Here is a 26,628-nt window from a genome sequence, read left to right as displayed (position 1 = left end):
AACGATCATGAACGAGCCGCAAGCCGGGGCCGACTCGCCGCACCTCGATAGCGCCGAGCAGGAACAGGCCGCCGAACACTCCGCACCGCATCCGCTCGTCATTCATGAGATCGTGCGCGAAGAAGGCGAAGTCGCGATGGAGCGCACCTTCGCCGCGCTGATGTGGTCGGCGCTCGCCGCCGGCCTTTCGATGGGTTTCTCGTTTCTCGTCCAGTCGATTCTCGAAAGCGCGCTGCCGGAGACGGGATGGAGCGGCCTCGTATCGAGCTTCGGCTATACGATCGGCTTCGTCTTCGTCATTCTCGGACGTCAGCAGCTCTTCACGGTGAGCACGCTTACCGCAGTGCTGCCCGTGCTCACGCGACGCGATCTCGTGACCCTGTTCAAGGCGCTGCGTCTCTGGGCGATCGTGCTTTTCTTCAACCTCGTCGGCACGACGATCTTCGCGGCCATCCTGCAGATTCGCGGCGTATTTTCGCCGGAAGTGAGCGAGGCGCTCGCCAAGGTCGCGATGACGCCGCTGTCCGCCGAGTTCGGCGTGACCGTCGTGCGCGGCGTGTTCTCCGGCTGGCTCATCGCGCTGATGGTGTGGCTCCTGCCGAGCGCGCGCTCGGAGCGTCTCCTGACCGTCCTGCTCGTGACGTACACCGTCGCGGTGAGCAAGCTCACGCACGTGATCGCGGGATCGGTCGAAGCGGCCTACGCGGTGATGATCGGCGCGGCCAGCGTCCCGGACTACTTCCTCGTGTTCCTCGTGCCGACGTTCATCGGCAACGTGATCGGCGGCGTGTCGCTCGTCGCGATCGTCAATCATGCGGCGATCGCGCCGGAAATCATGGGCGTGCCGCACAAGCGCGACGACTGAACGCGGGCGCGCTCTCTTACTTGTTGTTGCCCGCGCCCGTACCGTACAGGCCGTTGTCGAAGCCGCCGCTGCCTTCGGTCTTGTGATCCTTGCCCGCGGTCGCGGAGCGGCCCTTCGCGGCATCCTTCGACTGCGGCTTCTGCGATTCATGCATCGCGGTGCCCGACGGAGCCGCGCTCGATGTCGAATCGGACTGCCGGTTGTCCTGGCTGCCGGCGCTGCCGCCGTTCGTGATCTGCGCGACGCCGTACGTGCTGAACGTCGCGATGAAGCTGGCGAGGATCGCGTTCGCGAGCATCGGCCAGGGCCGGCGTGCGCCGCGCGCGCGTTCGTGACGATGAATGGACATGGCAGCTCCCGGCATGATCGAAGGTCTTTCTTTCGAGCATGAACGGTGCCCGGCGTACCGGCGGGACGCGTCCGCGATGCACGCGTGCCGTGAAAAGTCGGGAATTCGCAAAGCCGTTACGCGCCCGGCTCGTCACGAGACGCGGGCGCGAACGAAGGATTCGCGCCGCGGCGCGAGCGGCGAAAGCGGTTGTCAGGCCGCTTTCGCCCAAAGCCTGTTGGTCGACTTCCTGCGGCTGCCGGAGCCGTCGCGCGGGCCGCTGTCGACCGTATCGAGCGCAATGCGCAGCGCCTCGATACGCTGCTTCTGCGCGGGCACGAGCGCATAGCCCTTCAGCACGGCGGTGAGACGCTCGCGCCAGTACTCGACGTTGAGCGTGCCGGATGATTGTTTGTGCATCGTGCGAAGTTGCGCGAGTGCGCGCTCGATGTGTTGAAGCTCGACGTCAGCCATCGCCGAGGGCAAAAGGCTGCCCTTGGTCTCATTCTTCTTCTTCATTTTTTGGTCTTCCTCTCGGCCATACGACGCGTGGTCCCGACATCGGACACGCGCGCCGTTGAGGCACCCCGTTCACCCGCGCATTTTTTTGTAGCGTTGCGGGTGGCCCTTGCTCTTTTCTTCGGTAGACCGATCGTTGCCCGTCTCAGCGGGTTCGATCGTTAACAAAAATGTACGCAACGCGAGCCTGCTGGCTCCGTCTGTCATCGCACATTCATGTGATGGGGATGTGGGGATTTCGATGTTGCGCCGCGCCAGGGCGGCGCGGATCGATCGCGACGGCGGGAAGATGCGCCTATTCGCCGCTCTCGGCGGGCGCTTTCGTCGTGCGCTTGCCGCTGCGGCCGATCTGTTCTTCCATCGCGAGATCGAGCTTGCTCACCCTGCGTGGCTTGCCGGGTTCGCGCGCGTTGACGAACGCGACGAACTCGTCCATCGGCATCGGATCGGAGAGTTTTTTCGAACCTTCGGCCGAGCGCTCGACGAGATAGAAGAGGCCGCCCGGCATCGAGATGGCCGCGTAGCTCGCGTTGCCGCTGCGCGTCTTGAGCCGTTCGACGGCGCTGATGGCTTTGGTCGAGCGCATGATGTGCCTGCTTATTTCTGGGGTTCGTCGTGGGCGGTCGCATCCGCCGGCGCGCATTTCTTGCCCGCGCCTTCGATCCACAGATTCGACGGATGACGCTGCCCCGGATAGAAGCGATACGTGGTCTCGCCGTTGTCGTAACGGACCTTGATCACGTTGGAATCGCCGAACTCCAGCATCACGCCTTGCGGGATGGCCGTCTTCTGATATTTGGCGTCGTGCTTCTTCGCTTCGTCGGCGATGCACTGGACGATGCCGTTCACCTTGTTGTCGGTCGATGATTTCTCGACTTCGGGTTGTCCCGCATCTTCGTTATGAAACTGGGCGCAAGCGGCGAAAAGCACAGGCAACGCGAGCGCCGCGGCGAGTTTTTTCATGGTCTTTCCCGTTTGATCTCTTGGTGCCGAACACGACATTAGAGCACAAGCCCTTTACAGTCCGGTCAGGTTCGCGGGCGCGCCTCGGGGTGCGCATGATCGATGCAGCAAGGCCCGCGCCCGCCTGCGCGCCGCTCAGGCGTCGGGCGGCACGTCGAGCAGCGGCAGCGTGCCGCCGACGATGCCCGAGAACACCGGCCCCGCCACCGTGCCGCCGTAGTAGGTGCCGCCCGTGGGCTCGTCGATCATCACCGCGACGATCACGCGCGGATCGCTCATCGGCGCGATGCCGACGAACGATGCCCGGTACTTGTTCGCCGCATACGAACGCCCGACCTGCTTGCGCGCCGTGCCGGTCTTGCCGCCGACGCGATAGCCTTCGACCGCCGCCGCGCGCCCGGTGCCGTGGTCGCCGGTCGCGTTTTCGAGCATGCTGCGCACGGCCTTCGCGGTGGCGGGCTTCGTCACCTGAAGGGCGTCGCGGCGCGCTTCGCCCTGAATCAGCGTGGCCGGATGGAAGCGTCCATCGCCGGCATAGGCGGTATAGATCTGCGCGATCTGCAGTAGCGAGAGCGACAGGCCGTAGCCATAGGCCATCGTGGCCTGCTCGATCGGCTTCCAGCGCTCGGGCGCGCGCAGGCGGCCGGTCGCCGCGCCAGGGAAGGTCAGTTCGGGCGCGCGGCCGATGCCGTATTCGCGGTACTTGTCCCAGATCGTCTGCGCGGGAATCTGCAGCGCGAGCTTCGTGAGCGCGACGTTGCTGGACATCTGCACTGCCTCGGCCACGGTGATGATGCCGTGATTCGACGTGTCGTGAATCACGTTCGGCCCGAGCTTGAACGTGCCCGGCGCCGTATCGATGCGCGTGTCCGGCCGCACGCGGCCCAGATCGATCGACAGCGCGGCGACGAGCGGCTTGATCGTCGAGCCGGGCTCGAAGGTGTCGGTGAGCGCGCGGTTGCGCAACTGCTCGCCGGTGAGGCGCGAGCGGTCATTCGGATCGAAGCTCGGATAATTGGCGAGCGCGAGCACCTCGCCGTTCCTCGCGTCCAGCACGACGACGCTGCCCGCGCGCGCCTTGTGCTTCGCGATCGCCGCTTTCAGTTGCGAGTGCGCGAGCTGCTGAATGCGCCGGTCGATGGTCAGTTGAATCGTCTCGCCGTTCTGCGGCATGGCCGGCTCGCCGATCTGCGAGACGACGCGGCCGAGGCGGTCGCGAATCACCTCGCGCTGGCCGGCTTCGCCCGTCAGACGCGTATCGGCGGCGAGCTCGACGCCTTCCTGCCCGTGATCCTCGTTATTGGTGAAGCCGACGACGTGCGCCGCCGATTCGCCTTCGGGATAGAAACGCTTCGTGTCCGGCACGAGCGTGATGCCCGCGCGCCCGATGGTCTGGATCCGCTCGGCGGCCTCGGCTTCCACCTGACGCTTGAGCAGCACGAACGCGCGGTTCCCATCGACGCGCCGCTGCAACTCCTTCGGCGGCATGTCGAGCAGGCGCGCGATCTCGTTGCCGTGGTCGCCGTCGAAGAGCTTCGGCGTCGCCCAGACTTCATAGGTGGCGAGGCTCACGGCGAGCATCGCGCCGTTGCGATCGACGATGCGCCCGCGCGTCGCCGAAAGCGCCAGCGTGCGCTGATAGCGCTTCTGGCCTTCGCCGATATAGAACTCGTGGTCGATGACCTGCACCCACAGCGCGCGCCCGGCAAGCGACAGGAACGCCGCCGTGACGCCCATCACGACGAGACGCGAGCGCCACGCGGGCAGCCGGTTCACGAGCATCGTGCTGCGGTGATGCGTCTGGAAATCGCTGCCGCCGCGCGTCTTCTTCTTGAACATCGTGGTCCTGTGATTAAGCTTGGTTGTGCCGGCCGGGGTGTCCGCGCATCAGGGCAGACGGGCGAGCGCGGCGTCGAGACCGGCGTCATCCGGCAGACGAATGCCGAGCTCGTTTTCGAGCACGCGGCGCAGATCGGCGACGCTTTCGAGTTCGCGATGATCGCTGCCTTCGCGTTCGTCGTGCGCCGAGAAGCGCCGGTTGAACAGGCCGAAACGTTTGCCCGGCGCGAGACGCGCGGCCAGCAGGTTGTGCAGGAAAATCGACTGCGGGTACGTGGACACGAAATAGTTGGCCATCTCGTAGTCGGCGTCATACTGCGGGTCGAGGTCGAAGCGATACACGCGCGTCCATGCGCCGTTCACGAGCGCCTGCAGGATATAGGCGGGCGGCTCGCCACCGGCATCGTCGAGGCGGAACGCGCCGTGGGGCGTGATCTGTTCGAGGCCCGTCTGGAGTGCGAGCGGCGCGGACAGCGTCATGCCGCCGAAACCGACGTCGGTGAGGAACGTGCCTTCGTCGAGATCGACGAGCAGAAGCATGTGCGTGCGCGCCGGCATCTCCGGCGCATCCCGGCCCCAGAGGACGCGGCCCGCGAAGCTGCGCACGCGAAAACCCAGCGTCTGCAGTACGCTGCGAAACAGCAGGTTATGCTCGTAGCAGTAACCGCCGCGCCGGCTTTCGACGAGTTTGCGCTGGACCGATTCCAGATCGAGCCGCACCGGACGGCCGATCAGCACGTCGAGGTTTTCGAACGGAATGGTCTGGGGATGGAGCAGATGCAGCGCGCGCAGCGTGTCGAGCGTCGGCGCGGGCCGCGCAGGTCCGGAAAAGCCGATGCGCTCGAAGTAAGCAGCAAGGTCGATGGAAGTGTCGTGTGCGTTCATGTAGTCCAGGCCTCGAGTCGGCTTCGATGTCGCAAGATCGGCGAGCGCAGGCGCCGAGCGCGCATATTTTACGACACGAAAGGTTAAAAATTACAAACTGCATACGTTTTTTGGCGCGCGGGTGCGTAGTGCGTTATCGAAATGAACTGTGCCGTATCGATGAAGGTCTTTCCAGGTTCACGCGCAACTGACAAGGGGCGATACGCCATGCCGAAAGAATCGAACGAAGCGAACCAATCGAACGAAGCGAATCCCGCGAGCCCGGCGAGCGCGACATGCGCCGGCAAGCATCCCGCGCCGCCATGCACGCTCGTAATTTTCGGAGCCGGCGGCGATCTCACCAAGCGGCTCCTGATGCCGTCGCTCTACAATCTGTCCGCCGACAAGCTCCTCGACGACGGCATGGAGATCATCGGGGTGAACCACGGCGAGCGCGAGACGTCCGATTGGCGCGACGAGCTTACGCAGTCGCTGCGCGGTTTCGCCGCCGACAAGGCCGCCACCTTTCACACGTCGCAACTGAACGAAGAGGCATGGAACTGGGTCGTCGGACGGCTCGAGTATTTCCCGGGCGAGTTCGAGGAAGACGAGACCTTCGCGCGGCTCAAGGCGCGGCTCGCGAAAGCGAAGTCCGGCAACATCATGTTCTACCTCGCGGTGGGCGCGCGCTTTTTCCAGCCGATCATCGAGCATCTCGGCGCGGCGGGCCTGCTCGAAGAGAAGGACGGCAACTTCAGGCGGCTCGTCATCGAAAAGCCGTTCGGGACCGATCTGGCGTCCGCAAAGGCGCTCAACGCCTGCATCCTCAAATTCGCGGACGAGTCGCAGGTGTATCGGATCGACCATTTTCTCGGCAAGGACACGGTGCAGAGCATTCTCGCCGTGCGCTTCGCCAACGCGATGTTCGAGCCGATCTGGCGGCGCGAATACATCGACAACGTGCAGATCACGGCGGCGGAGACGATCGGCGTGGAAGGGCGCGGCAAGTTCTACGAGCAGACCGGCGCGTTTCGCGACATGCTGCCGAACCATCTTTTCCAGTTGCTCGGGATGGTGGCAATGGAGCCGCCCAATTCCTTCGATGCCGAATCCGTGCGTGACCGCAAAGCCGAAATTTTCGATGCGATCCGCCCGCTCACGGCGAACGATGTCGTGCTCGGTCAATACGAAGCCGGACCGGCCGGGCCGGGCTACAAGGAAGAGCCGGGCGTCGCGAAGGACAGCAGCACCGAAACCTATGCGGCGGCGCGCGTGTATGTCGAGAACTGGCGCTGGGCGGGCGTGCCTTTCTATCTGCGCACCGGCAAGCGGCTGACCGAGCGGCGCACGGAGATTTCAGTGCAACTGAAAGCCGTGCCGTTCCTGCTGTTCCGCGATACGCCCGTCGATGCGCTCACGCCGAACGTGTTCACGCTGCGTATCGATCCGGCGCACGGCACGACGTTCGACTTCAACGTGAAGGTGCCGGGACCCGTGATGCAGATCGGCAAGGTGCGATCGGCCTTCAACTACGCGGACTTTTTCGCGGAGCGAGCGAACGTCGGCTACGAGACGCTGCTCTACGATTGCATGCTCGGCGATGCCACGCTCTTCCAGCGCGCGGACAGCATCGAGACGGCGTGGGCAGCGGTGGATCGCGTGCTGCATCCGGACAGCCCGCTCGCCGTGCACGGCTACGCGGCGGGCAGCGCGGGACCGGCGGAGTCGGATCAATTGCTGGCGCAGGACGGCCGCACATGGCGCGCGCTGACCGATACGCGCAAGAAGGACTGACCTCATCAACAATCATAAGGACAACGAGCGTGAGCACAGAATCAAGAGCCAAACAGAAAACGCATGTCTCGGCGGACAAACTCGCGATCAAGGCCGAACGGATTCTCGCGATCGATATCGGCGGGACCGGGTTGAAGGCGGCCATCATCTCCGAGGATGGCGAGATGAAGAGCGACCGCGTGCGCGTGGCGACGCCGCATCCGGCGAAGCCCGACGTGGTCGTGGAGACGCTCATCGAACTCATTAAACCGATCGTCGCGGAGCCGCCGACGCATATCTCCATCGGCTTTCCGGGCGTCGTGCGCGAGAACGTCGTGCTGACCGCGCCGAATCTCGGCACGCCGGCCTGGCGTGGCGTACCCCTCGCGCAACTGATTTCCGAGCGCCTGGGCGGCATGCCCGCGCGCATGATCAACGATGCCGAAATGCAGGGACTCGCGGCGATCGAAGGGCGCGGCATCGAGATGGTGTTGACGCTCGGCACCGGTGCGGGCACCGCGCTCTTTCGCGACGGCGAATTGATGCCGCATCTCGAACTCGCGCATCATCCGGTCGCGAAGGACAAGACCTACGACGAATACATCGGCAACGCGGCGCGCGAGAAGGCGGGCAAGAAACGCTGGAGCCGGCGTGTGGAGAAGATCATCGGCATTCTTGCGACGCTCGTGAACTACGACAAGCTCTGGATCGGCGGCGGCAACGCGGCGCACATCAAGTTCAAGCTGCCGGATAACGTGGCGATCGTGTCGAACGCGGCGGGCATCGAAGGCGGCGCGCGGCTGTGGCATCCGCGCTCGGTGCGCGAGACGCGGCAGTTGCCGCATTTCAACCAGCGCGAAGGGGCGCACTGATGAACGCTCAAGGCAAGTACGGCCTGCACAGCGCGACCGGCGACGGAGCCGCGGCCTTCGAGGCGCTCGCCCGCGCGGAACTCGTCGTCACCGATTGCGACGGCACGCTGCTCTACACCGACAAGGCGCTCGGCCAGCCCGCGAAGGACGCGGTGCGCCGTCTGCGCGAAGCTGGCGTGCGCTTCACGGTGGCCAGCAGCCGCCCGGGCAAGGGCATGCGGCATATCGTGGAGGCGCTTTCTGTCGATATGCCTTATGCGTCGTACAACGGCGGCAGTCTCGTCAGGCCAGGCACGTGGGAGGTGCTGTCGTCGCACAAATTGCCGCGCGATGTCGTGCAGACCACGCTCGAAGCGCTCGCCGCCGCGAACGTGGACGCGTGGGTGTTCATCGACGATGCGTGGTATCTGACCAATCCCGAAGGCACGTACGTGCCGCTCGAAACGCGCACGGTCGGCTATGAGGGCGTGCGCGTGACGCGCTTCGACGATATCGATCTCGACGCGGTCGACAAGATCGTCGGCTCGACTGCCGATACGGCGCTGCTCGCGCGCGTGGAAAGCGATTTGCAGCGGCAACTGGAAGGTCGCGGTCATGCGGCGCGCTCGCAGACCTACTATCTCGACGTCACGAGCCTCGCGGCGAACAAGGGCACCGCGGTGCGCGAACTTGCGCAAATCGCGGGCGTGCCGCTGGAACGCGTGGCCGTGCTCGGCGACATGGGCAACGACGTGGCGATGTTCGAAATTGCGGGTATATCGATCGCGATGGGGCAGGCATCCGACACCGTGCAGCGTCAGGCGAGCCTGGTGTCGAAGAGCAACGACGAGGATGGCTTCGCGATCGGCATCGACGCGCTGCTGGCGGCGCGCGGTGCGGCGTGAGGTATTGCGGGCGGGAAAGGGGGCATCGACGCGTCGCGCAGCCTTGAACGGCCAGGCGCGGGGCATGCGGCCGCGTCGAAGTACAGGTGATCCGCGGGTTGGTTCAGAAGCGTGCGCTGCGGATCAGGCTCACGCTGGCTGCGGATGAATCAGATGAGGCGGTCAGGCATCAACGACGGCGCATCGGCGCACGCGGGCCGCCGCCGCTGGCGCGCTCGTCCTTGTGACGGAAGTTGATGCGGCCCTTCGTCAGGTCGTACACCGACAGTTCCAGCGTCACGCGGTCGCCGGCTAGAATACGGATGTGATTCTTGCGCATGCGGCCCGAGGCGTACGCGCCCACGACGACGCCGTTGTCCAGCGTGACGCGATAGCGGCTGTCGGGAAGCACTTCGTCAACGATGCCGTCGAGTTCGATGAGTTCTTCTTTCGCCATATGGGGCTCCTGTGATGATTAGTAATGGGTGCATCTGCGAATCCTACGCCGATGAAGCGTCGAGCGCCGCTGCCCGCAGGCTGCGGCGCTACGAAACGTTAGATTCGATGCAAAGCGTGGCCTGGCACGTCCGGCACGATCAAACGTGCGATCGGATCGCGCCGCGTCTCTATTTCAGGCTCGTTGTGAGCTTGACGGCATAGGCCGGACGACAGGGCGAACCGCGGAGGCGGCGCGCCGTGGCCGGCATGACCGGGACGGCGACATCGGCGAACAGCAAGGCCGACGTGCGGTTGATACGAAAAGCGGTGAAAATGTGACGTGCGTTCACGTCATATGCGGTCGATGGGCCTGTTTGCAAGCCCACTCCACATTCTCGCGCAAATCGCTTGATTAGACAATGAATTTCGCCTGAAGGTTCCTTGAAAGACGCTTTCTCGCTACAGCCAGCCCGCCTTCTTGAAGCGCCAGTAAAGCACGAGATCGACGATCAGCATAACCGCGAGACAGGTCGGATAGCCGTAGATCCAGTCGAGCTCCGGAATCGATTTGAAGTTCATGCCGTAGATGCCGGCGATCATCGTCGGCACCGCGAAGAGGGCCGCGAAGGAGCCGAGGCGCTTGGTCACTTCGCTTTCCGCGAGCGCGATCAGGCCGAGATTCACCTGAATCGCCGTGACGATCATTTCACGACGCCCTTCGATCGTCTTCACGATGCGCAGCAGGTGGTCGTACACGTCGCGGAAATATTCCTGCATGCCCGAACACACGCCCGGCGATCGCCCGCCATACAGTTTGCTGACGGCTTCGAGCAGCGGCGCCGTGTGATGCTGAAGGATCGTCATGCGCCGCTTCAAAGAGTAAAGATCCTCGATGATCTCGCGCGATTCCACCGAGCCTTTCTGTTCGAAGATGCGCTCTTCCACTTCGTCGACTTCCGCGCCGAGCGTTTCCAGCACAGGAAAGTATCGATCGACGACGGCATCGAGCAGCGCGTACATCACGAAGGCCGGCCCGTGCTTGAGCAGATGCGGCTCGCGCTCGCAGCGCTTGCGCACTTCCTGAAAGCCTTGCGTCGTGCGATTGCGCACCGAGAGCACATAGTTCCTGCCGACGAACACGTTCATCTCGCCGACGAGCACCTCGCCTTCTTCATCGAACTCGACGGTATGGAAGACCGCGAACAGCGAGTCGCCGTATTCCTCGATCTTCGGCCGCTGATGACCATGCTGCGCATCTTCGACCGCCAGTTCATGCAGACCGAACTGGTGTGTCATATGCGCGAGTTCGCCGGGACCGGGCTCCTTCAATGCAACCCAAATGAAAGAGTCGGGCATATCGCGATAGGCGTTGATATCGTCGATATTGACGTCCGCGAGTTTCCGGCCGTTCTGATAAGCCGCGCAATTGACCAGCATGGGGCGCCCTTTATAGTTATTTCGATGTCACCGGCCACGCGTCGATGGGCGCTCGAAGTCGCGTGATGATTCGCGTGGGGCGCGAGCGCGTGGCCTCCATCCATCGAATCTTAGCTGGACATGCGCACTGTTGCCAACGAGCGTCGATCGTGCGGCGCTCGTTTCCCGCCATCAAGTCGTGCTGAAGTCGACGGCGTATTCGGTCGGCGACGGCAGCGTCGGAACATGCGCGGACTGCGAATCGAGCTTGGTCAGCTTGCCCTCGACGGTCGCGCCGATATCCATGCGCAACTGCTGATAGTAGATGTTGCCCAGCACGCGCGCGTTGGACTGAAGTTCGACGAAATGCGCGACGGTGACATCGCCCGTCACGCAGCCATTGATGATGACATCGTAGGCGCTCACATTGCCGCGAATCGCGCCCTGATCGCTCACGACGAGCAGCGTCTCTTCGCCTGGCCGGCCGCTCACGTTGCCTGTCACCTGACCGTCCATGCGCAGGCCCTCGCTGAACTCGAGATCGCCGGAGATGTGAACGTTATGCGCGACGAGCGTCGCGAGCTTGGCCATCTTGACGCCGGTGGAATCCTTCTTGGATGAAAACATGTCGAGTCCTTGCGATGCGGTAAGGGGTTACACGAAAGCGAGCGTGCGAGACGTGCGGCTCAATCGGGCTTGTGCTGTTTCTTGAGGAAAACGAGGTCGGTCTGCAGGCGCTGAATCTCGGCCGTGCCGTCCGCTACGCGCTGTTCCAGCGCCGCACGGGTCGCCGCTTCCTGCTCGAGCGCGAGTTGCGCATGCGCGAGCTGATCGCGCAACGTCTGCTCGGAGGCGGGCGGCGCGCAGAGCGCGTCGAGCTTGTGCGCGTCCTCGTTCGAACGCTTGAGCGCGAAGCCCGCGGCAGCGAGCGCGGCCATCGCGCAGATGGCCGCGATCAAGCCTAGCCAGATGCCCGCGCCGCGCTTGGGCGTGAGCGAATAGGACTGGCGAGTCAGTTGCAGCGACGGCCGCTTCGAATCAACTTTGCGCATTCGGCTTGCGCCTGAAGAGCGCGAGAAAGGGTGAGGGATTGATCTGCGCGCCGTCGACGATCACTTCGAAATGCAGATGCGGGCCCGTGGAGCGTCCGGTCGAGCCGACTTCCGCGATCTCCTGTCCGGGCATCACATAGTCGCCGGCTTTCACGAGGACGCGGGAGGCATGTCCATAGCGCGTCATCGTGCCGTCGCCGTGTCGGATATCGACCGCATTGCCGTAGCCGTTGCGCTCTCCGGCCTGCACGACGCGTCCGCCCGCGCTCGCCAGGATCGGCGTGCCGGTCGGCGCGACGAGATCGACGCCCGGATGAAAGCTCAGATGTCCGGTGAACGGATCCAGACGATTGCCGTAAGGCGAGCCGCTGCGCGCGCCGGGCGCCGGTTCGCGGCCGGGAAACGCCATGTACGCGGCATAGTGCGCGAGCGTCTGCGTCTGCAACTGCGAGACTTGGTCGTTCACGCAATCGATGATGCGTTGCGTGCTTTTCAGACGCTGCCGCGGCGCGCCCGTCGTCGCGTGGCCGGTATCGCAAAGGCGTGGGGGGAGCGCCGGGCCGCCGGCGCCGTCGAGCGACGATGCCGGTTCCTCGCTGTCCGGCAGCGGCGGCACGTCGTGCACGCCGGACGTGCCGCCCGTGCCGTGCGCGGCCTTCAGATGCGCGTCGAACTCGTGCAGCTCGTTCACTTCCGCGGACAGCCCTTCGACGCGCGGCGCGAGTTCGATCAGCGCGGCATTGATGCGGCCGAGCTCTTCGATTTCGTACGAGCGGCGCGACGTCAACGCCCGCTCTTCGCCGAGATGGCTGCGGCCGAACATCGTGCCGATGGCGATGCCGAGCGCGAGCGCGGCGATCAGAAGCGTGATCGCGCCGATGATGGCGATGGCGCGCGCCGTCCGTGCCTCGACGAAGCGGATGCGCTGGCGGGACATGGTTCGCCGCGACCAGATGACGAAAGCCATCAGCGCGCGGAGCGGCCAGTATGGCCGGCGGAAAAAGGACTAAGGAAAATCACGGGGATGGAGTGCGCCGCGCTCTCCACGGCAAAACGATAAGACTGGGCGCCGATTATGCACGACCCTGTGTGCACAGGCGATGTTTTAAACAGGATATCGAAGCAAAATTACACGAATTCATCGGGTCAAATTTTGTGACGCGCGATCGGGCATCGACGGATAACACGTTCGATCCGATCTCGCTGTCATAAAACGTGATTCGATCAGGATGACTTGACATCGACCCACGCCATCTGCGTGCCGTCGCCCATCAGGAATCCGCGGTTCGCTTCGGCCGCCGCGCGCAGATAGTCCCAGACGGCCGTGATGCGCTTCAGCTTGCGCAGGTCCTCGCGGCAGGACAGGAAGAAAGCGCGCGTCACGACGATCTCGTCCGGCAGCACCGGCACGAAGCGTGGATCGGCGGAGGTCATGAAGCACGGCAGGATCGCGAGCGCGCGGCCCTGCAGCGCCGCGAAGTATTGCGCGATCGCGCTCGTGCTGCGCCAGCGCGACACCGCGCCCGGCACCGCGCGTTCGAGATACAGCAGTTCGTAACTGAAGGCGAGATCGTCGATATAGCTCGCGAAGCGATGATGTCGCAAATCCTCGCTCGAGCGGATCGGCCCGTGCGCGTCCAGATACTCGGCGGTCGCGTAGAGCTTGAGCCGGTATTCGCAGAGCTTCGTATAGACGTACTGGCCCTGCTCGGGGCGCTCGAGCGTCACGGCGATATCCGCCTCGCGCTTGGACAGGCTCACGAAATGCGGCACCGGCAACAGGTCGATGGAAATGTTCGGATGCGCGTCCTGGAAGCGCGCGAGCTGCGGCGCGAGAAAAAAGCAGCCGAAACCTTCCGTCGAGCCGACGCGTACATGTCCCGACAGCGCGTGGCCCGTATTGGCGATCTGCTCGGTGGCGGACTGCACCGTCGTCTCGATCGAATCGACGAAGCCGAGCAGGCGCTGGCCCTCCGCGGTCAGAATGAATCCGCCGCTACGCGACTTGTCGAACAGGAGGGTGCCGAGCGCGTCTTCGAGCGCGCGCACGCGCCGCGCGACCGTCGTGTAATCGACGCCCAGGCGCTTTGCCGCGCCGCTCGCGCGCTGCGTGCGGGCGACTTCGAGGAAGAAGCGCAGATCGTCCCAGTTCAGGCGGGCGAGGTCGAACTTGGCGGTTTGCATGGCGTTTTTTTGCATATCGATCGGGTGTTTTTATGGTGCCATGATGGACTTTTGCATAACTATACTCAAGGAAACGACCGTGCAGCAGTGCAGGCCGATTTCTTATAAACGGAGACGACATGCCATTCCCTTCGGCGCCGCACCGGCGTCCTGTCCGCGCGTCTTCGCCGCTCATCCCAACCCCCGCGTTTGCAACTTTCCAGACAAGGAGTGACTCGTGAATATCGCTGCTGAACATCCGGCGCAGAATACGTCCGTCCGTACGGCCAAGCTGCTGATCGACGGCCAGTTCGTCGATTCGAAGACGACCGAGTGGCGCGACATCGTCAATCCCGCGACACAGGAGGTGGTCGGCCGCGTGCCCTTCGCGACGATGGACGAGGTGAACGCCGCCGTTGCCGCCGCGCACAAGGCGTTTCAGACGTGGCGCACGACGCCGCTCGGCGCGCGCATGCGTCTGATGCTGAAGTTCCAGGATCTCGTGCGCCAGAACCAGAAGCGCATCGCGCAGACGCTCACGGCCGAGCAGGGCAAGACGCTGGCCGATGCCGAGGGCGACATCTTCCGCGGTCTCGAAGTCGTCGAACATGCGTGCTCGATCAGCACGCTGCAGCAAGGCGAATTCTCCGAGAACGTCGCGGGCGGCGTCGATACCTACACGCTGCGCCAGCCGATCGGCGTCTGCGCGGGCATCACGCCGTTCAACTTTCCCGCGATGATCCCGCTGTGGATGTTCCCGATGGCGATCGTCTGCGGCAACACCTTCGTGCTGAAGCCGTCGGAACAGGACCCGCTTTCGACGATGGAGCTCGTCGAGCTCGCGATCGAAGCAGGCGTGCCGCCGGGCGTGCTCAACGTCGTGCATGGCGGCAAGGAAGTCGTGGACGCGATCTGCACGCATCCCGACATCAAGGCGATCTCGTTCGTCGGTTCGACGGCCGTCGGCACGCATGTCTACAACCTCGGGAGCCAGCACGGCAAGCGCGTGCAGTCGATGATGGGCGCGAAGAATCACGCCGTCGTGCTGCCCGACGCGAACAAGGAACAGACGCTCAACGCGCTCGCGGGCGCGGGCTTCGGCGCGGCGGGCCAGCGCTGCATGGCGACGTCGGTGGCGGTGTTCGTCGGGGCGTCGAAGGAGTGGGTGCCGGAGCTCGTCGAACGCGCGAGGACGCTCAAGGTCAATGCGGGCATCGAACCGAATACGGATGTCGGCCCGGTCGTCTCGAAAACGGCGAAGGAGCGCATTCTCGGCCTGATCGGCCGCGGCGTGGAAGAGGGCGCGACGCTCGCGCTCGATGGCCGCGGTATCGATGTGAAGGGCTACGAGAACGGCAATTTCATCGGCCCGACGATCTTCACGAACGTCGATACGGACATGTCGATCTACAAGACCGAGATCTTCGGCCCGGTGCTGTGCGTGGTCGAGGCCGACACGCTCGATGACGCGATCGCGCTCGTCAATCGCAATCCGATGGGCAACGGCGTGGGTCTCTTCACGCAGAGCGGAGCTGCGGCGCGCAAGTTCCAGAGCGAGATCGATATCGGCCAGGTGGGCATCAACATTCCGATTCCGGTGCCGGTGCCCGCGTTCAGCTTCACGGGCTCGCGCGGTTCGAAACTGGGCGATCTCGGGCCGTACGGCAAGCAGGTCGTGCAGTTCTACACCCAGACCAAGACGGTCACCTCGCGCTGGTTCGACGACGCCACGGTGAACGACGGCGTCAACACGACCATCTCGCTGAGATAAGAAAAGGAGACGGCGATGAAAATAGGCTTTATCGGCCTCGGGCACATGGGCGGCCCGATGGCCGCCAATCTCCTCAAAGCGGGTCACGCGGTAACGGCGTTCGATCTCGTGCCCGATGCGCTGGACGCGGCGAAAGCGGCGGGCGCGACGCTGGCCGCTTCGCCGCGCGCGGCCGCCGAAGGCGCGGAAGTCGTCATCACGATGCTTCCCGCAGCGCAGCATGTGAAGTCGGTCTATCTCGGCGATGACGGCGTGCTTGCGGGTGTTGCGAAGGGCGTGCCGCTCGTCGACAGCAGCACGATCGATCCGGCCACCGCGAAGCTCATCGGCCAAGCGGCGGCGAAGCAGGGCAATCCGTTCGCCGATGCACCGGTTTCCGGCGGCGTCGTCGGCGCACAGGCGGGTACGCTGACCTTCATGGTCGGCGCCGACGAAGCGCTCTTCGAAACGCTGCGCCCCATGCTCTCAGGCATGGGCAAGAACATGGTGCGCTGCGGCGAAACGGGCACCGGTCAGATCGCCAAGATATGCAATAACCTGCTGCTAGGGATTTCCATGATCGGCGTCGCGGAAGCGATGAAGCTGGGCGAAACCCTCGGCATCGATCCGACGAAACTGGCGAGCATCGTCAATACATCGACCGGGCGTTGCTGGAGTTCGGATACGTGTAATCCCTATCCGGGAATCGTCGAAACGGCACCCGCTTCGCGCGGATATTCGGGCGGCTTTGGCGCGGATCTGATGCTGAAGGATCTGGGCCTTGCCGTCGATGCGGCGCGTAGCGCAAGGCAGCCCGTTTTCATGGGCGCGCTGGCACAACAGTTGTATCAGTCGATGAGCCAGCAGGGACTCGGCGGACTCGATTTTTCAGGCATTATCAAGCTATACGCCAAGCAACAAAACGGCCAATAAGCGATCAAACGAGTTATGGGTTCGGTGCGCACGCGCGTGCCGAATTCAAGGGTCTAAATAACAACGTTGTTCAGTTGCACTGCACAATGCATCGTGTAATCCCTTACTGGGTGTGATCATCGGGAATACGATGATTCGCTTTCCCGAAAATTGTCCTATTCTGAAAGCACGACGCCCGTCTGCCGTTCGGTCAGAACGCTCCGGTTGCGCCACGGTGCAGGTAGAACGCCCGTCGTTTTCGGGCAATCAGATGAGGAGTACGCGATGCAAGTAACACGTCACTTAAATATGGAACTGCGGCACGCCACGGTGCCGACTTATGTAGCCAGCTATTTCTTTCCGTTGCTGCTATTGGCATACGAAGCCTGGCGAGTGGGTTCTTGGGTCGCGGTAAACGGCTTCAACTTCATGAACTTCAACTCGATGGGTTATGAGTTCGCGTTGATGATCGCCGTGTTCTGTATGCAGGTCATCGTGGAAATCGCGTTCCTCGCGGGCGCCGTTCTGACGAAGCACAAGGATGTCGGCCACCGGCTGGCGAATTTGTCGCTGGGTCTCTTCTGTTCGCTAGTGGTGCTGGGTTTCGATCTTGCACTGCAATATGGTTTGAGCGGAAGCTGATCGCTGACGGCTCTCTTGCATGATTCGAAAGAAGAAACGCCGGCTCTCCGCAGCCGGCGTTTGTTTTTTGGCGCGCCTAGCAACCTGCCGCGCTCGGTAAGGTCGGCGGTGCCTCCGAACGCTCTTCATAGCATTTTCTGTCCGCATCCTTCAGCGCGCTGCGCAGGCCTTCTTCCACCACCGGATGATAGAAAGGCAGCTTGAGCGCTTCATCGAGCGTCAACTCAAGTTGCAGCGCCCACGCGAGCAGATGCCCCAGATGCTCCATCGCCGGGCCGCAGCCTTGCGCGCCGCGAAGCTTGCCGGTTTTCGCGTCGGCGTAGACGTGCAGCAAGCCGCGATTTTGCCGCATCACGCGGCTTCTGCCCTGAGTCTCGAACGATACCTCGCCGGTCACCGTCATCTGCTTGTCGAGCTCGACGTACGATGCGCCGACGCTTACCGCCTGCGGCTCGCTGAACACGATCGAGAAGGGCACCTTGCGCTTGACCGCCTGCACGTCCGGGAAGCGCGCGGCGTTGTCGCCGGCGAGCTTGCCTTCGTCGGCGGCGTCGTGGAGCCAGGGACGCGTGCCGTCGCAATCGCCCGCGATGAAGACGGAACTCGTGCCGCATTGCATCGTGGTTTCGTCGAACAGCGGCACGCCTTTTTCGTTCAGTTCGATGCCCGCGTTTTCGAGCGCGAGCGGCGCGAGATTCGGTCTGCGGCCCGTCGCTGCGAGCACCAGATCGACGCGCTCGACGTGGCTCGCGCCATCCGGCGAGGTGAAGCGCAGCGTGGGCACGCCGTCTTCGACCGACATCTTTTCGAACTTCGCGTCGGGATCGAAATGGAACTCGTCGGCGAGCGCGGCGGCGAGCGCATCGCGCACGGGTTTGTCGGTGAGCCCTGCAACGCGGCCGCCCTTGCCGAACATGAGGATATCGACATCGAGACGCGCGAGCGTCTGTCCGAGCTCCAGCGCGATCGGTCCCGCGCCGAACACCGCGATGCGCTTCGGCAGCGTGCGCAGCTCGAAAAGATCGTCGCTCGTGATGAGCTTGTCGCCGAACACCCTCAGTTCCTCGGGCACGCTCGGCGTCGCGCCCGTCGCGATCACGACGCTCTTCGCCTCCACGCGCGTGCCGTCACCGACGACGAGCCGCGTCGGCGCTTCGAAGCGCGCCTCGCCGTGCAGCACGATGCCGCCGGGCAGCGCGTCGGTTTCTTCGAGCACGCTCTTGACGAAGTAATCGCGCTCGCGCCGCACGTAGTCGAGCACATGCGCGTAGTCCGCTTCGAGCGCATGCGTGCCTTCGATGCCGCGCGCGGCCAGCGAACGCGCATCGTGCAATCCATTCGCCGCCGCGAGCAGCAGCTTCGACGGCATGCAGCCGACGCGCGCGCAGGTCGTGCCGAACTCGCCGCCCTCGATCAGCACCGCGTTCGCGCCCGCGAGCCGCGCCGCGCGCAACGCGGCCATGCCCGCAGTGCCTGCGCCGATCACGGCGACGTCAACCTTGATTTCGTTCATTGCGTCCCCGTGTTTTTGTCGATGCGATATCAGCCGTTATCCGCGAATCCGGGATAGAGCGTCATGCCGCCATCGACGAAAAGCGTCGTGCCGACGACGTAATCGCTGTCATCGGACGCGAGCCAGACCGCCGCGCGGCCGATATCCTCCACTTCCCCGACTCGCCCGTACGGAATCAACGTCAGCAGCTTGTCGAGCTTCTCCTGCGTGTCCCATGCGTCCTTGTTGATCGGCGTGCGGATTGCGCCGGGCGCGATGCCGTTCACGCGAATACGCTGCGGCGCGACTTCCTGCGCGATGGTTTTCATCATCATCTGGATGCCGCCTTTGGACGCCGCGTAGTTCACGTGTCCGGCCCACGGAATGACCTCGTGAACCGAGCTCATGCAGATGATCTTTCCGAGCGCCTTCGACACGTCGCGCATGCCGCGCCGCTCGAATATGCGCACGGCGCGTTGCGCGGTCAGGAATTGTCCCGTGAGGTTCGTTTCGATGACCGTGTTCCAGTCGGCGAGCGTGAGCGCGGAAAACTTCGCGTCCTTCTGCAGCCCGGAATTCGCAACGACGATATCGATAGTCCCGAAGCGCTTCACGACGGCATCGAACATCGCGTCGATCTGGGTTTCGTCGGATACATCCGCGCCGACGGCGAACGCTTCGCCGCCTTTCGCCGTGATCGCGGCGGCGAGTTCTTCGGCCGGTTCCGCGTGCGAGTGATAGTTGATGGCGACGTGCGCGCCCGCGTCGGCGAGCGCGGTGGCGACGCCCGCGCCGATGCCCGAACTCGCGCCCGTCACGAGCGCTATCTGGCCTGCGAGGGGTTTGTGCATGTGCAGTTCCGTGATGGTCAGTCGTTCCTCGGCAGCAAGGCGTGCGCCCACGGAAGGAAGGCTTCAGCGACTCTTCAATTCCTCATACACGTCGGCGTATTTCAGCGCGGCCGCTTCCCAGCTGAAGCTCTGGCCCATCGCGCGCTTGACGACGGCCTTCCAGTCCGTGCGCCGCGCCTTCAGTGCGAACGCGCGCCGGATCGCGCCGACGATGCCCGCGCGATCGAAGGTATCGAAGACGAAGCCGGTCGCGAGGTCGTCGGCGAGATTTTCCAGCGAACTGTCGACGACGGTGTCGGCAAGCCCGCCCACACGATGCACGAGCGGCAGCGAGCCGTAGGCGAGCGCGTAGAGCTGCGTGAGGCCGCACGGCTCGAAGCGCGACGGCACCATCACCACATCGCTGCCCGCGATGATCGAATGCGAGAGCGTCTCGTCGAAACCCAGCTCGATCGCGACCGCGCCCGGATGCGCCGCCGCCGCGTTCTTCATGCCGGTTTCGAGCGCCGGATCGCCCGTGCCGAGCACCGCCAGCTGGCCGCCGCGCTGGACGATATCGGGCACGGCCGAGAGCAATAGATCGAGCCCTTTCTGCTCGGTGAGCCGGCTGACGACGCCGAAGAGCAGGGCGTCGTCATCGCGCGCGAGTCCCATGCGTTCCTGCAGCGCCGCCTTGCACTTCGATTTCGCCGATGGCTTCGACGCGGTGTACTTCGCCGCGATGGATTCATCGACCGACGGGCTCCAGATCGAATAATCGACGCCGTTCAGGATGCCGGTGATGTCGTAGGTGCGGGTCTGCAGCAAGCCGTGCAGCCCGGCGCCGTGCGCCTGCGTCTGTATTTCGCGCGCGTAGGTCGGGCTCACCGTCGTGATGCGGTCCGCGTAGTAGAGACCCGCCTTCAGGAACGAGACGTGGCCGTAGAACTCCACGCCGTCCACCGCGTAAAAGTCGGCGGGCAACTGGAGCGCCCCGAATTCCGACGCGGCGAACGTGCCCTGGTACGCGAGGTTGTGCACGGTCATCACGCTCGCGACCCTGGCCGCGCCGTCGCGCTCGAATGCGCGCAGATACGCGGGCGCGAGTCCCGCGTGCCAGTCGTGCGCGTGGACGATATGCGGCTTCCACGCCGGATCGGCGCCCGTCGCGATGCGCGCCGCCGCCCAGCCGAGCAGCGCGAAGCGGCGGTCATTGTCGGCATATGAGCGATGCGCGGCATCGAGATACGGATTGCCCGGGCGATCGTAGAACTGATCTGCGCGCACGACGTACACCGCGACGCCGTGCGGTTGCAGCACGCCACGTTCGAGCCGCACGTTGCCCGCGCCGAACGCGGCGCCCAGATCGGCGACCGGCTGAAGGTCCTCGAGGCCCGCGAGCACGGCGGGAAAGCCCGGCAGCACGACGCGCGCATCCGTGCCCAGTTGCGACTGCGCGGGCGGCAGCGCGCCGACTACATCGGCGAGGCCGCCGGTTTTCAACAGTGGAAACATTTCTGCTGCGGCATGCAGCACGCATACGGTCATCGGCGCTCCCGTCGAATGGATTCGTGTTGTCGTGGTCGTCCGGCGCGCCGGCGCCTAACTTTGCGGCAGCCGCGCCAGTGCGTCGCGCGTGATGAGCGTGACACCCGACTCCGTACGGAAGAAGCGCGCGGCGTCGTCGTCCGGGTCCTCGCCGACCACGAGACCTTCGGGCACCGTGCAACCGCGATCGATCACGACGCGCTGCAATCTGCAACTCGGCCCGATGGTCACCTGAGGCAACAAGACTGCCTCATTGATGTTACAGAACGAGTGCACCCGCACCGCCGACGAAAACACCGACTTCGACACCTGCGATCCCGAAATCACGCAGCCGCCGCATACGAGCAGATTCGTGATCGCGCCTTGCTGGCCGTTCAGGTCGCGCACGAACTTGCCGGGCGGCAACTGTTCCTGGTTGGTCCAGATCGGCCAGTTGCGGTCGTAGAGATCGAGTTCGGGGATGGTCGAGGCGAGATCGAGGTTCGCCGACCAGTAGGCGTCCACCGTGCCGACATCGCGCCAGTAGGCCGGCGCCTCGGGATCGGTGCTCGACGTGACGCACGACATGCCGAACGGATGCGCGATCGCCTTGCCGGTCGTGACGACGCGCGGAATGATGTCCTTGCCGAAGTCGTGATCCGTGTTCGACGTCTCGATGTTCTCCTGCAGCATGTCGTAGAGATATTTCGCGCTGAACACGTAGATGCCCATGCTCGCGAGCGCGATATCCGGCTTGCCCGGCATCGCGGGCGGATCGGCGGGCTTTTCTAGGAAGTCCGTGACGCGGCGGTTCTCGTCGACGTGCATCACGCCGAACGCGACGGCGTCCATGCGCGGCACCTCGATGCAGCCGACCGTGCAGTCCGCGCCGCTCTCCACATGGTCGAGCACCATGCGCGTGTAATCCATCTTGTAGATGTGATCGCCCGCCAGCACGATGACGAATTCCGGCCCGATCGAACGGACGATATCGAGGTTCTGATAGACGGCGTCGGCAGTGCCGCGATACCAGCTCGAATCGACGCGCTGCTGCGCCGGCCAGATATCGATGAACTCGTTGAACTCGCCGCGCAGGAAACCCCAGCCGCGCTGGAGGTGCCGGATGAGCGAATGGGCCTTGTATTGCGTGACGACGGCGATGCGGCGGATGCCGGAATTGAGGCAGTTGGACAACGCGAAATCGACGATGCGGTACTTGCCGCCGAAGTGGACGGCCGGCTTCACGCGCTTGTCGGTGAGCGGGCCGAGGCGGGTGCCGCGCCCGCCGGCGAGAACGATTGCGAGGGTCGACTTTTGCAAATCGGTGCGATTCTTAGACAGCGTCTCCATGCCAGCCTCCTGATTTGACCTGCGACTATTGATGTCTTGCCGTGTGTTCGTCCTCGTGTGCTTTCGCTGTTGCGTCGATGAGCATTATCCGGCGCGCATTCGACTCCGTGTGCTGAACTCGCTCGTTTTTTTCGCGTTGATGCACCGCCGATGCAATCGGATCGATCGAGCAAGCGGCGTGCCGAACGGCGCACGGGCGTGCTGCGCGGCCTCTTCGGGCGATGATGGTGTTGCAGCCGCGCGACCTTTTGGGCTTCTGATCGATCGGATCGCTTGATAAAACGCGTGTTGGCAATTTATATCGAACGGGCCATGCCGCAGTGCGTCGAGGCACGGCACAATACGAAGATCGAGTTGCCTGCGCACGCCCGCAGACGGCGTCCACGGGCGCTCTTCGTAAAGTCGCTGTTGCGCTGCGCCGCACGACCATCGGCGCGACAAACGTTTCACCAGTCCGGACACGATCAATCGGGAAAGCAGAACATGAACAACGTCCTGAGCATTCAATCGCATGTGGTGTTCGGCCATGCGGGCAACAGCGCCGCGGTTTTCCCGATGCGGCGTCTGGGCGTCAACGTCTGGCCGCTCAACACCGTGCAGTTCTCCAATCACACGCAGTATGGCCGCTGGACCGGCAGCGCGTTCGACGCCGACGAGCTTCAGAACGTGATCGAAGGCATCGGCGCGATCGGCGTGCTCGCGCGCTGCAACGCGGTGCTGTCCGGCTATCTCGGCGCGCCGGAGCAGGCTCGCGCAGTGGTCGAAATCGTGAAGATGGTGAAGGCCGTGAACCCGCGCGCGCTCTATTTTTGCGATCCGGTCATGGGTCAGACGGGCGGCTGCACGGTCGCGCCGGGCATCGAGGATTTCCTCGTCACGACCATGCCCGAAATCGCCGATGCGATCATCCCCAATCACGTCGAGCTGGAAAAGCTCGTCGGGCGCACCATCGAAACGGTGGAAGAAGCGGTCGACGCGTGCCGCGACGTGATCGCGCGCGGCCCGCGCATCGTGATGGTGAAGCATCTGCTCGATCGCAACAGCCGCGCCGACACCTTCAACATGCTCGCCGTGTCGCCGTCCGAAGCGTGGTTCGCGCAGCGCCCGCTCTATCCGTTCGCGCGGCAGCCGGTAGGCGTCGGCGATCTGACGAGCGCGGTGTTCGTCGCGCGCACCCTGCAGGGCGATTCGCTGCGCACGGCGCTGGAGCACACGCTTGCGGCGGTGAATGCCGTCGTCAAGGCGACTTACGATGCAGGGCGCTACGAGCTGGAAATCGTCGCGTCGCAGGATGAGATCGCGAAGCCGACCGATCGTTTTCCCGCGATCCGCGTCACCGGCACGGAGCGAGCCAGGGGCCGCTAGGTCGCCCGGCCGTTCGCTTCCATCAGGCCGAAACGCCACGACAGACGCCGCGTCGCGGCAAGAAGGGCGCGTGCCAGCGGGCCGTCCGCAGTGCTGTCGAAGCCGCCCGACGAGCCGATCAACGCAATCACGAGGCACACGCTGCCGGTGTGATCGAAAACCGGCGCGGCCAGCGCATGGATGCCGGGCACCGGCACACCGAGCGCCGTTTCGAGGCCGCGTTCCCTGATACCGTCCAGCCGCGCGCGATACGCGGTATCCAGTCCCGCATCCGGCGCCGAACCCGCCAAGCGGATGTGATCCTGTTCCATCAACGATGCAAGCATGTCCGCCGGCAGATGCGCGGCGTAGACGCGCCCGATCGCCGTGTTGACGAGCGACATCGCCGTGCCGACTCTCAAGCTGACATGCTGTGGCCGCGCCGATTCTTCCAGCCGGATCACGGTCGGGCCGAGCGGGCCGAGCGCGGCGGCGGCAACGGTCATCGACGTGCTCGCGGCGAGCGCGACGATTTCGCTTTCCGCGTCGCGGATCGGCGAAAGACGTTGCAGCGCGATGAGCCCGAGCTCGCGGCTCAACCGGCCCGCGTGGAACAGCCCGGCGTCGTCGCGCGCGAGCAGGCCGACCTTCACCAGACTCACCAGATGAGCGAACGCTTTCGCGGGCGGCATGCCGGCCGCGGCGGCCAGATCGCGCAGCGTGAGCGGCTGGCCTGCCGCAACCAATGCGCGCAACAGATCGCCGGTCGCGTCGAGTGCGTTGATGCCGCGCTGCGGCTTGATGTCTTCGTCGAACGTCGTCATGAAAGCAATCCGGTGATATCGCGAGCCGCGTCTTTCAATGCGTGTGCCAGCGGGCCGTCCCAATCGACATCGCACAGACCGGTCGGCCCGATCGCGGTCAGCGCAAGCTGCATCCGCTGCGCGCCGTCGAATACCGGCACGCTCATGCTGCTGACGCCCGGACTCGGCGCATCGACGCCGCGCTCGATGCCGCGCGCCCGTATCTCACCGATGCGCGCGCTCATCTCCGGCGCGTCGGCTTCGGCCTGATGCGCGAGCATCGCGGCGATGCGGGCATCTTCGTCGAAAGCGCGGAAGACGCGTCCGGTCGCCGTCGCGGAAAGCGACATCACCGTGCCGACGTGCAAATTGACATGCAACGGATAGCCGCCGCGCTCGTAACGCACGATGGTCGGCCCTTGCGGCCCGGCGACGCTGACCGCGACGCTCATGCCGGTTGCGAGCGCCAGTGCCGGAACGCGCGACGCGGCCGCGCGATACGCCGGCTGATGTTCCAGATTCAATAGACCGAGACGCAGCGAAAGCGGACCCGGCTCGTAGTTGCCGGTGAGCGCGTCGCGCTTGACGAGCCCGAGACGCGTGAGACTCACGAGATAGGTATGCGCCTGCGCGGTCGAGAGCCCGGCGGCTTCGGCCAGCGCGCTCAACGCGAGCGGCTCGCGTCGTGCGGCGAGCGCATCGAGCAGACGCGCGCCGACTTCGACGCTCTGAACGCCGCGCTGTTTTTTCTCTTCGCCGGCTTCGGCGTCAGGCGTGGCATGAGTGGGACGAACCAAGAGCACTCCGCGATCGATAAAAGTGAACGAATGGCAGATGTTAGCCGAGCAGGAATCATCCGATAACGCGATTCGGTATTTACCCTTGATTTGCAAATAACAAGAGTACTTGCTGTTGACAAAGATCATCGCCACGACGATCATCCATTCATCCCCACGAGAATGGAATCGAGACACGATCATGGCAAAAGCATTCGCATCGCAGGCCGATCTGGAAGAGAAGAAGGTCACTTTCACGCAGCTTTCCGAGAACGCCTACGCGTACACGGCTGAGGGCGATCCGAACTCGGGCGTGATCATCGGTGACGACGGCGTTCTGATCGTCGATACGACCGCCACGCCGGCGATGGCGCAGGACCTCATCGCGAAGATCCGCAGCGTCACCGACAAGCCGATCAAATACGTCGTGCTGTCGCATTACCACGCGGTGCGTGTGCTCGGCGCGTCGGCGTATTTCGCGGAAGGCGCAGAGCAGGTCATCGCGAGCCGCGGCACGTATGAAATGATCGTTGAGCGCGGCGAGCAGGACATGAAGTCGGAAATCGAGCGCTTTCCGCGTCTGTTCGCCGGCGTCGAGACGGTGCCCGGCCTCACGTGGCCGACGCTCGTCTTCGAGAAGGAAATCACGTTGTTCCTCGGCAAGCTCGAAGTGAAGATCGCCCATCTCGGCGCGGGCCATACGAAGGGCGACACGGTCGTCTGGCTGCCGTCGCAGAAGGTGCTGTTTTCGGGCGATCTGGTCGAGTACGACGCCGCCTGTTATTGCGGCGACGCGCAACTCGAAGAATGGCCCACGACGCTCGAAGCGTTGCGCGCGCTGAAGGCGGACAAGCTCGTGCCGGGCCGCGGTCCCGCGCTGCTGTCGCCGGCGGAAGTCGACAAGGGCCTCGACTACACGAAGGATTTCGTCACGACGCTGCTGCAGGCGGGCCGCGAAGCCGTCGCCGAGAAGCTCGATCTGAAGGGCTCGATGGCGCTCACCCGCCGCGCGATGGACCCCAAGTTCGGCCACGTCTTCATCTACGAACACTGCCTGCCGTTCGACGTGTCGCGCGCCTATGACGAGGCGAGCGGCATCAAGCATCCGCGCATCTGGACGGCTCAGCGCGACAAGGATATGTGGGCCGCGCTGCAGGACTGACGGTCATCCCTCGCGGCGCGTACTAAAAACGCGCCGCTCTTCTTTCTGTTCAGGCAAAAAGGCGCGCTCAAGACGCCGGCCTTCT

The 26,628-nt window shown here is 64.2% G+C and carries 27 protein-coding genes; 9 read left to right on the top strand and 18 right to left on the bottom strand.

Annotated elements, in window-relative coordinates; genetic code table 11:
* Nucleotides 1–7 precede the first annotated feature (7 nt).
* Nucleotides 8–865 carry a formate/nitrite transporter family protein gene (locus ACEN42_RS19505; RefSeq protein WP_371881145.1) on the top strand — a complete coding sequence of 286 codons (858 nt, stop codon included), beginning with the start codon at nt 8–10 and terminating at the stop codon, nt 863–865.
* Between the two features lie 16 nt (nt 866–881).
* Here ACEN42_RS19505 and ACEN42_RS19500 read toward each other — a convergent pair whose 3' ends face one another.
* The 6 genes from ACEN42_RS19500 to ACEN42_RS19475 all read right to left on the bottom strand — a co-directional run bounded on the left by ACEN42_RS19500 (nt 882) and on the right by ACEN42_RS19475 (nt 5,399).
* Nucleotides 882–1,214: a beta-xylosidase gene (locus ACEN42_RS19500; RefSeq protein ID WP_371881144.1), complete on the bottom strand. Its 333-nt coding sequence runs from the start codon at nt 1,212–1,214 to the stop codon at nt 882–884.
* A gap of 192 nt (nt 1,215–1,406) precedes the next feature.
* Complete coding sequence (locus ACEN42_RS19495) at nt 1,407–1,712, bottom strand: hypothetical protein (RefSeq protein ID WP_035507493.1); 306 nt, start codon at nt 1,710–1,712, stop codon at nt 1,407–1,409.
* A gap of 295 nt (nt 1,713–2,007) precedes the next feature.
* Nucleotides 2,008–2,298, bottom strand: coding sequence for a hypothetical protein (locus tag ACEN42_RS19490; RefSeq protein WP_371881143.1), 291 nt, complete (start codon nt 2,296–2,298; stop codon nt 2,008–2,010).
* An 11-nt stretch (nt 2,299–2,309) separates the two neighbouring features.
* Entirely contained in the window at nt 2,310–2,675 is a 366-nt protein-coding gene (locus tag ACEN42_RS19485) for a hypothetical protein (protein WP_187606415.1), read from the bottom strand.
* Nucleotides 2,676–2,810: 135 nt separating this feature from the next.
* Nucleotides 2,811–4,514 carry a peptidoglycan D,D-transpeptidase FtsI family protein gene (locus tag ACEN42_RS19480; RefSeq protein ID WP_371882235.1) on the bottom strand — a complete coding sequence of 568 codons (1,704 nt, stop codon included), beginning with the start codon at nt 4,512–4,514 and terminating at the stop codon, nt 2,811–2,813.
* A 48-nt stretch (nt 4,515–4,562) separates the two neighbouring features.
* Entirely contained in the window at nt 4,563–5,399 is an 837-nt protein-coding gene (locus ACEN42_RS19475; RefSeq protein WP_371882234.1) for an arylamine N-acetyltransferase, read from the bottom strand.
* Between the two features lie 207 nt (nt 5,400–5,606).
* On the opposite strand from ACEN42_RS19475, the gene zwf reads away from it, so the two are divergent.
* The 3 genes from zwf to ACEN42_RS19460 are packed head-to-tail and all read left to right on the top strand — an operon-like array spanning nt 5,607 to nt 8,907.
* Nucleotides 5,607–7,172, top strand: coding sequence for a glucose-6-phosphate dehydrogenase (gene zwf / locus ACEN42_RS19470; protein ID WP_371882233.1), 1,566 nt, complete (start codon nt 5,607–5,609; stop codon nt 7,170–7,172).
* A 29-nt stretch (nt 7,173–7,201) separates the two neighbouring features.
* The gene (locus ACEN42_RS19465) at nt 7,202–8,023 is read left to right on the top strand and encodes an ROK family protein (RefSeq protein WP_371882232.1); all 822 of its coding nucleotides are present in this window, start codon (nt 7,202–7,204) and stop codon (nt 8,021–8,023) included.
* A complete protein-coding gene (locus ACEN42_RS19460) occupies nt 8,023–8,907 on the top strand; it encodes an HAD family hydrolase (protein WP_371882231.1) in 885 nt (294 codons plus the stop codon). Before ACEN42_RS19465 ends, ACEN42_RS19460 begins: the two co-directional genes overlap by 1 nt.
* 169 nt (nt 8,908–9,076) lie before the next feature.
* Here the strand turns inward: ACEN42_RS19460 and infA are convergent, their stop codons facing one another.
* The 6 genes from infA to ACEN42_RS19430 form a co-directional block, all read right to left on the bottom strand.
* On the bottom strand, nt 9,077–9,343 hold the full coding sequence (gene infA, locus ACEN42_RS19455) for a translation initiation factor IF-1 (protein WP_035507474.1): 267 nt from the start codon (nt 9,341–9,343) through the stop codon (nt 9,077–9,079).
* Nucleotides 9,344–9,783: 440 nt separating this feature from the next.
* Nucleotides 9,784–10,761: a magnesium/cobalt transporter CorA gene (corA, locus tag ACEN42_RS19450; RefSeq protein ID WP_035507469.1), complete on the bottom strand. Its 978-nt coding sequence runs from the start codon at nt 10,759–10,761 to the stop codon at nt 9,784–9,786.
* A 171-nt stretch (nt 10,762–10,932) separates the two neighbouring features.
* Nucleotides 10,933–11,367: a polymer-forming cytoskeletal protein gene (locus ACEN42_RS19445; RefSeq protein WP_187606410.1), complete on the bottom strand. Its 435-nt coding sequence runs from the start codon at nt 11,365–11,367 to the stop codon at nt 10,933–10,935.
* Nucleotides 11,368–11,426: 59 nt separating this feature from the next.
* A complete protein-coding gene (locus ACEN42_RS19440; protein WP_187606409.1) occupies nt 11,427–11,792 on the bottom strand; it encodes a hypothetical protein in 366 nt (121 codons plus the stop codon).
* Complete coding sequence (locus ACEN42_RS19435) at nt 11,779–12,729, bottom strand: M23 family metallopeptidase (RefSeq protein WP_371882230.1); 951 nt, start codon at nt 12,727–12,729, stop codon at nt 11,779–11,781. Before ACEN42_RS19435 ends, ACEN42_RS19440 begins: the two co-directional genes overlap by 14 nt.
* A 287-nt stretch (nt 12,730–13,016) precedes the next feature.
* Nucleotides 13,017–13,991, bottom strand: a complete 975-nt coding sequence (locus tag ACEN42_RS19430) for a LysR family transcriptional regulator (RefSeq protein WP_187606407.1) — start codon at nt 13,989–13,991, stop codon at nt 13,017–13,019.
* A 202-nt stretch (nt 13,992–14,193) separates the two neighbouring features.
* Here ACEN42_RS19430 and ACEN42_RS19425 point away from each other — a divergent pair, with 202 nt between their 5' ends.
* The 3 genes from ACEN42_RS19425 to ACEN42_RS19415 all read left to right on the top strand — a co-directional run bounded on the left by ACEN42_RS19425 (nt 14,194) and on the right by ACEN42_RS19415 (nt 17,259).
* Nucleotides 14,194–15,726, top strand: a complete 1,533-nt coding sequence (locus tag ACEN42_RS19425) for a CoA-acylating methylmalonate-semialdehyde dehydrogenase (RefSeq protein ID WP_371882229.1) — start codon at nt 14,194–14,196, stop codon at nt 15,724–15,726.
* A 15-nt stretch (nt 15,727–15,741) separates the two neighbouring features.
* Nucleotides 15,742–16,638, top strand: coding sequence for a 3-hydroxyisobutyrate dehydrogenase (mmsB, locus tag ACEN42_RS19420; protein ID WP_371882228.1), 897 nt, complete (start codon nt 15,742–15,744; stop codon nt 16,636–16,638).
* Between the two features lie 264 nt (nt 16,639–16,902).
* On the top strand, nt 16,903–17,259 hold the full coding sequence (locus tag ACEN42_RS19415; RefSeq protein ID WP_035507454.1) for a hypothetical protein: 357 nt from the start codon (nt 16,903–16,905) through the stop codon (nt 17,257–17,259).
* 76 nt (nt 17,260–17,335) lie between these two features.
* On the opposite strand, the gene ACEN42_RS19410 is transcribed toward ACEN42_RS19415, so the two are convergent.
* The 4 genes from ACEN42_RS19410 to glgC all read right to left on the bottom strand — a co-directional run bounded on the left by ACEN42_RS19410 (nt 17,336) and on the right by glgC (nt 22,458).
* A complete protein-coding gene (locus ACEN42_RS19410; RefSeq protein ID WP_371882227.1) occupies nt 17,336–18,772 on the bottom strand; it encodes a dihydrolipoyl dehydrogenase in 1,437 nt (478 codons plus the stop codon).
* A gap of 29 nt (nt 18,773–18,801) precedes the next feature.
* Nucleotides 18,802–19,602, bottom strand: coding sequence for an SDR family oxidoreductase (locus ACEN42_RS19405; protein ID WP_238291915.1), 801 nt, complete (start codon nt 19,600–19,602; stop codon nt 18,802–18,804).
* Between the two features lie 63 nt (nt 19,603–19,665).
* Complete coding sequence (gene glgA, locus ACEN42_RS19400) at nt 19,666–21,129, bottom strand: glycogen synthase GlgA (RefSeq protein ID WP_371882226.1); 1,464 nt, start codon at nt 21,127–21,129, stop codon at nt 19,666–19,668.
* A gap of 54 nt (nt 21,130–21,183) precedes the next feature.
* Entirely contained in the window at nt 21,184–22,458 is a 1,275-nt protein-coding gene (gene glgC, locus ACEN42_RS19395) for a glucose-1-phosphate adenylyltransferase (RefSeq protein ID WP_035507443.1), read from the bottom strand.
* A 483-nt stretch (nt 22,459–22,941) separates the two neighbouring features.
* Between glgC and pdxY the strand changes: the two genes are divergently transcribed.
* Entirely contained in the window at nt 22,942–23,823 is an 882-nt protein-coding gene (pdxY, locus tag ACEN42_RS19390) for a pyridoxal kinase PdxY (RefSeq protein WP_187606401.1), read from the top strand.
* On the opposite strand, the gene ACEN42_RS19385 is transcribed toward pdxY, so the two are convergent.
* Both ACEN42_RS19385 and ACEN42_RS19380 read right to left on the bottom strand, forming a co-directional pair.
* The gene (locus ACEN42_RS19385) at nt 23,820–24,626 is read right to left on the bottom strand and encodes an IclR family transcriptional regulator (protein ID WP_371882225.1); all 807 of its coding nucleotides are present in this window, start codon (nt 24,624–24,626) and stop codon (nt 23,820–23,822) included. The two genes, pdxY and ACEN42_RS19385, sit on opposite strands and share 4 nt — an antisense overlap.
* Complete coding sequence (locus tag ACEN42_RS19380; RefSeq protein WP_371882224.1) at nt 24,623–25,402, bottom strand: IclR family transcriptional regulator; 780 nt, start codon at nt 25,400–25,402, stop codon at nt 24,623–24,625. The genes ACEN42_RS19385 and ACEN42_RS19380 overlap by 4 nt, the downstream gene beginning before the upstream one ends.
* A gap of 181 nt (nt 25,403–25,583) precedes the next feature.
* Here ACEN42_RS19380 and ACEN42_RS19375 point away from each other — a divergent pair, with 181 nt between their 5' ends.
* Complete coding sequence (locus tag ACEN42_RS19375) at nt 25,584–26,543, top strand: MBL fold metallo-hydrolase (protein WP_238216860.1); 960 nt, start codon at nt 25,584–25,586, stop codon at nt 26,541–26,543.
* Nucleotides 26,544–26,628: the final 85 nt, after the last annotated feature.

Origin of the sequence: Caballeronia sp. S22 (genome assembly GCF_964261745.1) — a bacterium.
Classification (GTDB): domain Bacteria; phylum Pseudomonadota; class Gammaproteobacteria; order Burkholderiales; family Burkholderiaceae; genus Caballeronia; species Caballeronia jiangsuensis.
The sequence above is the reverse complement of the archived record's forward strand: the minus strand, read 5'-3'. Positions and strand labels throughout refer to the sequence as shown.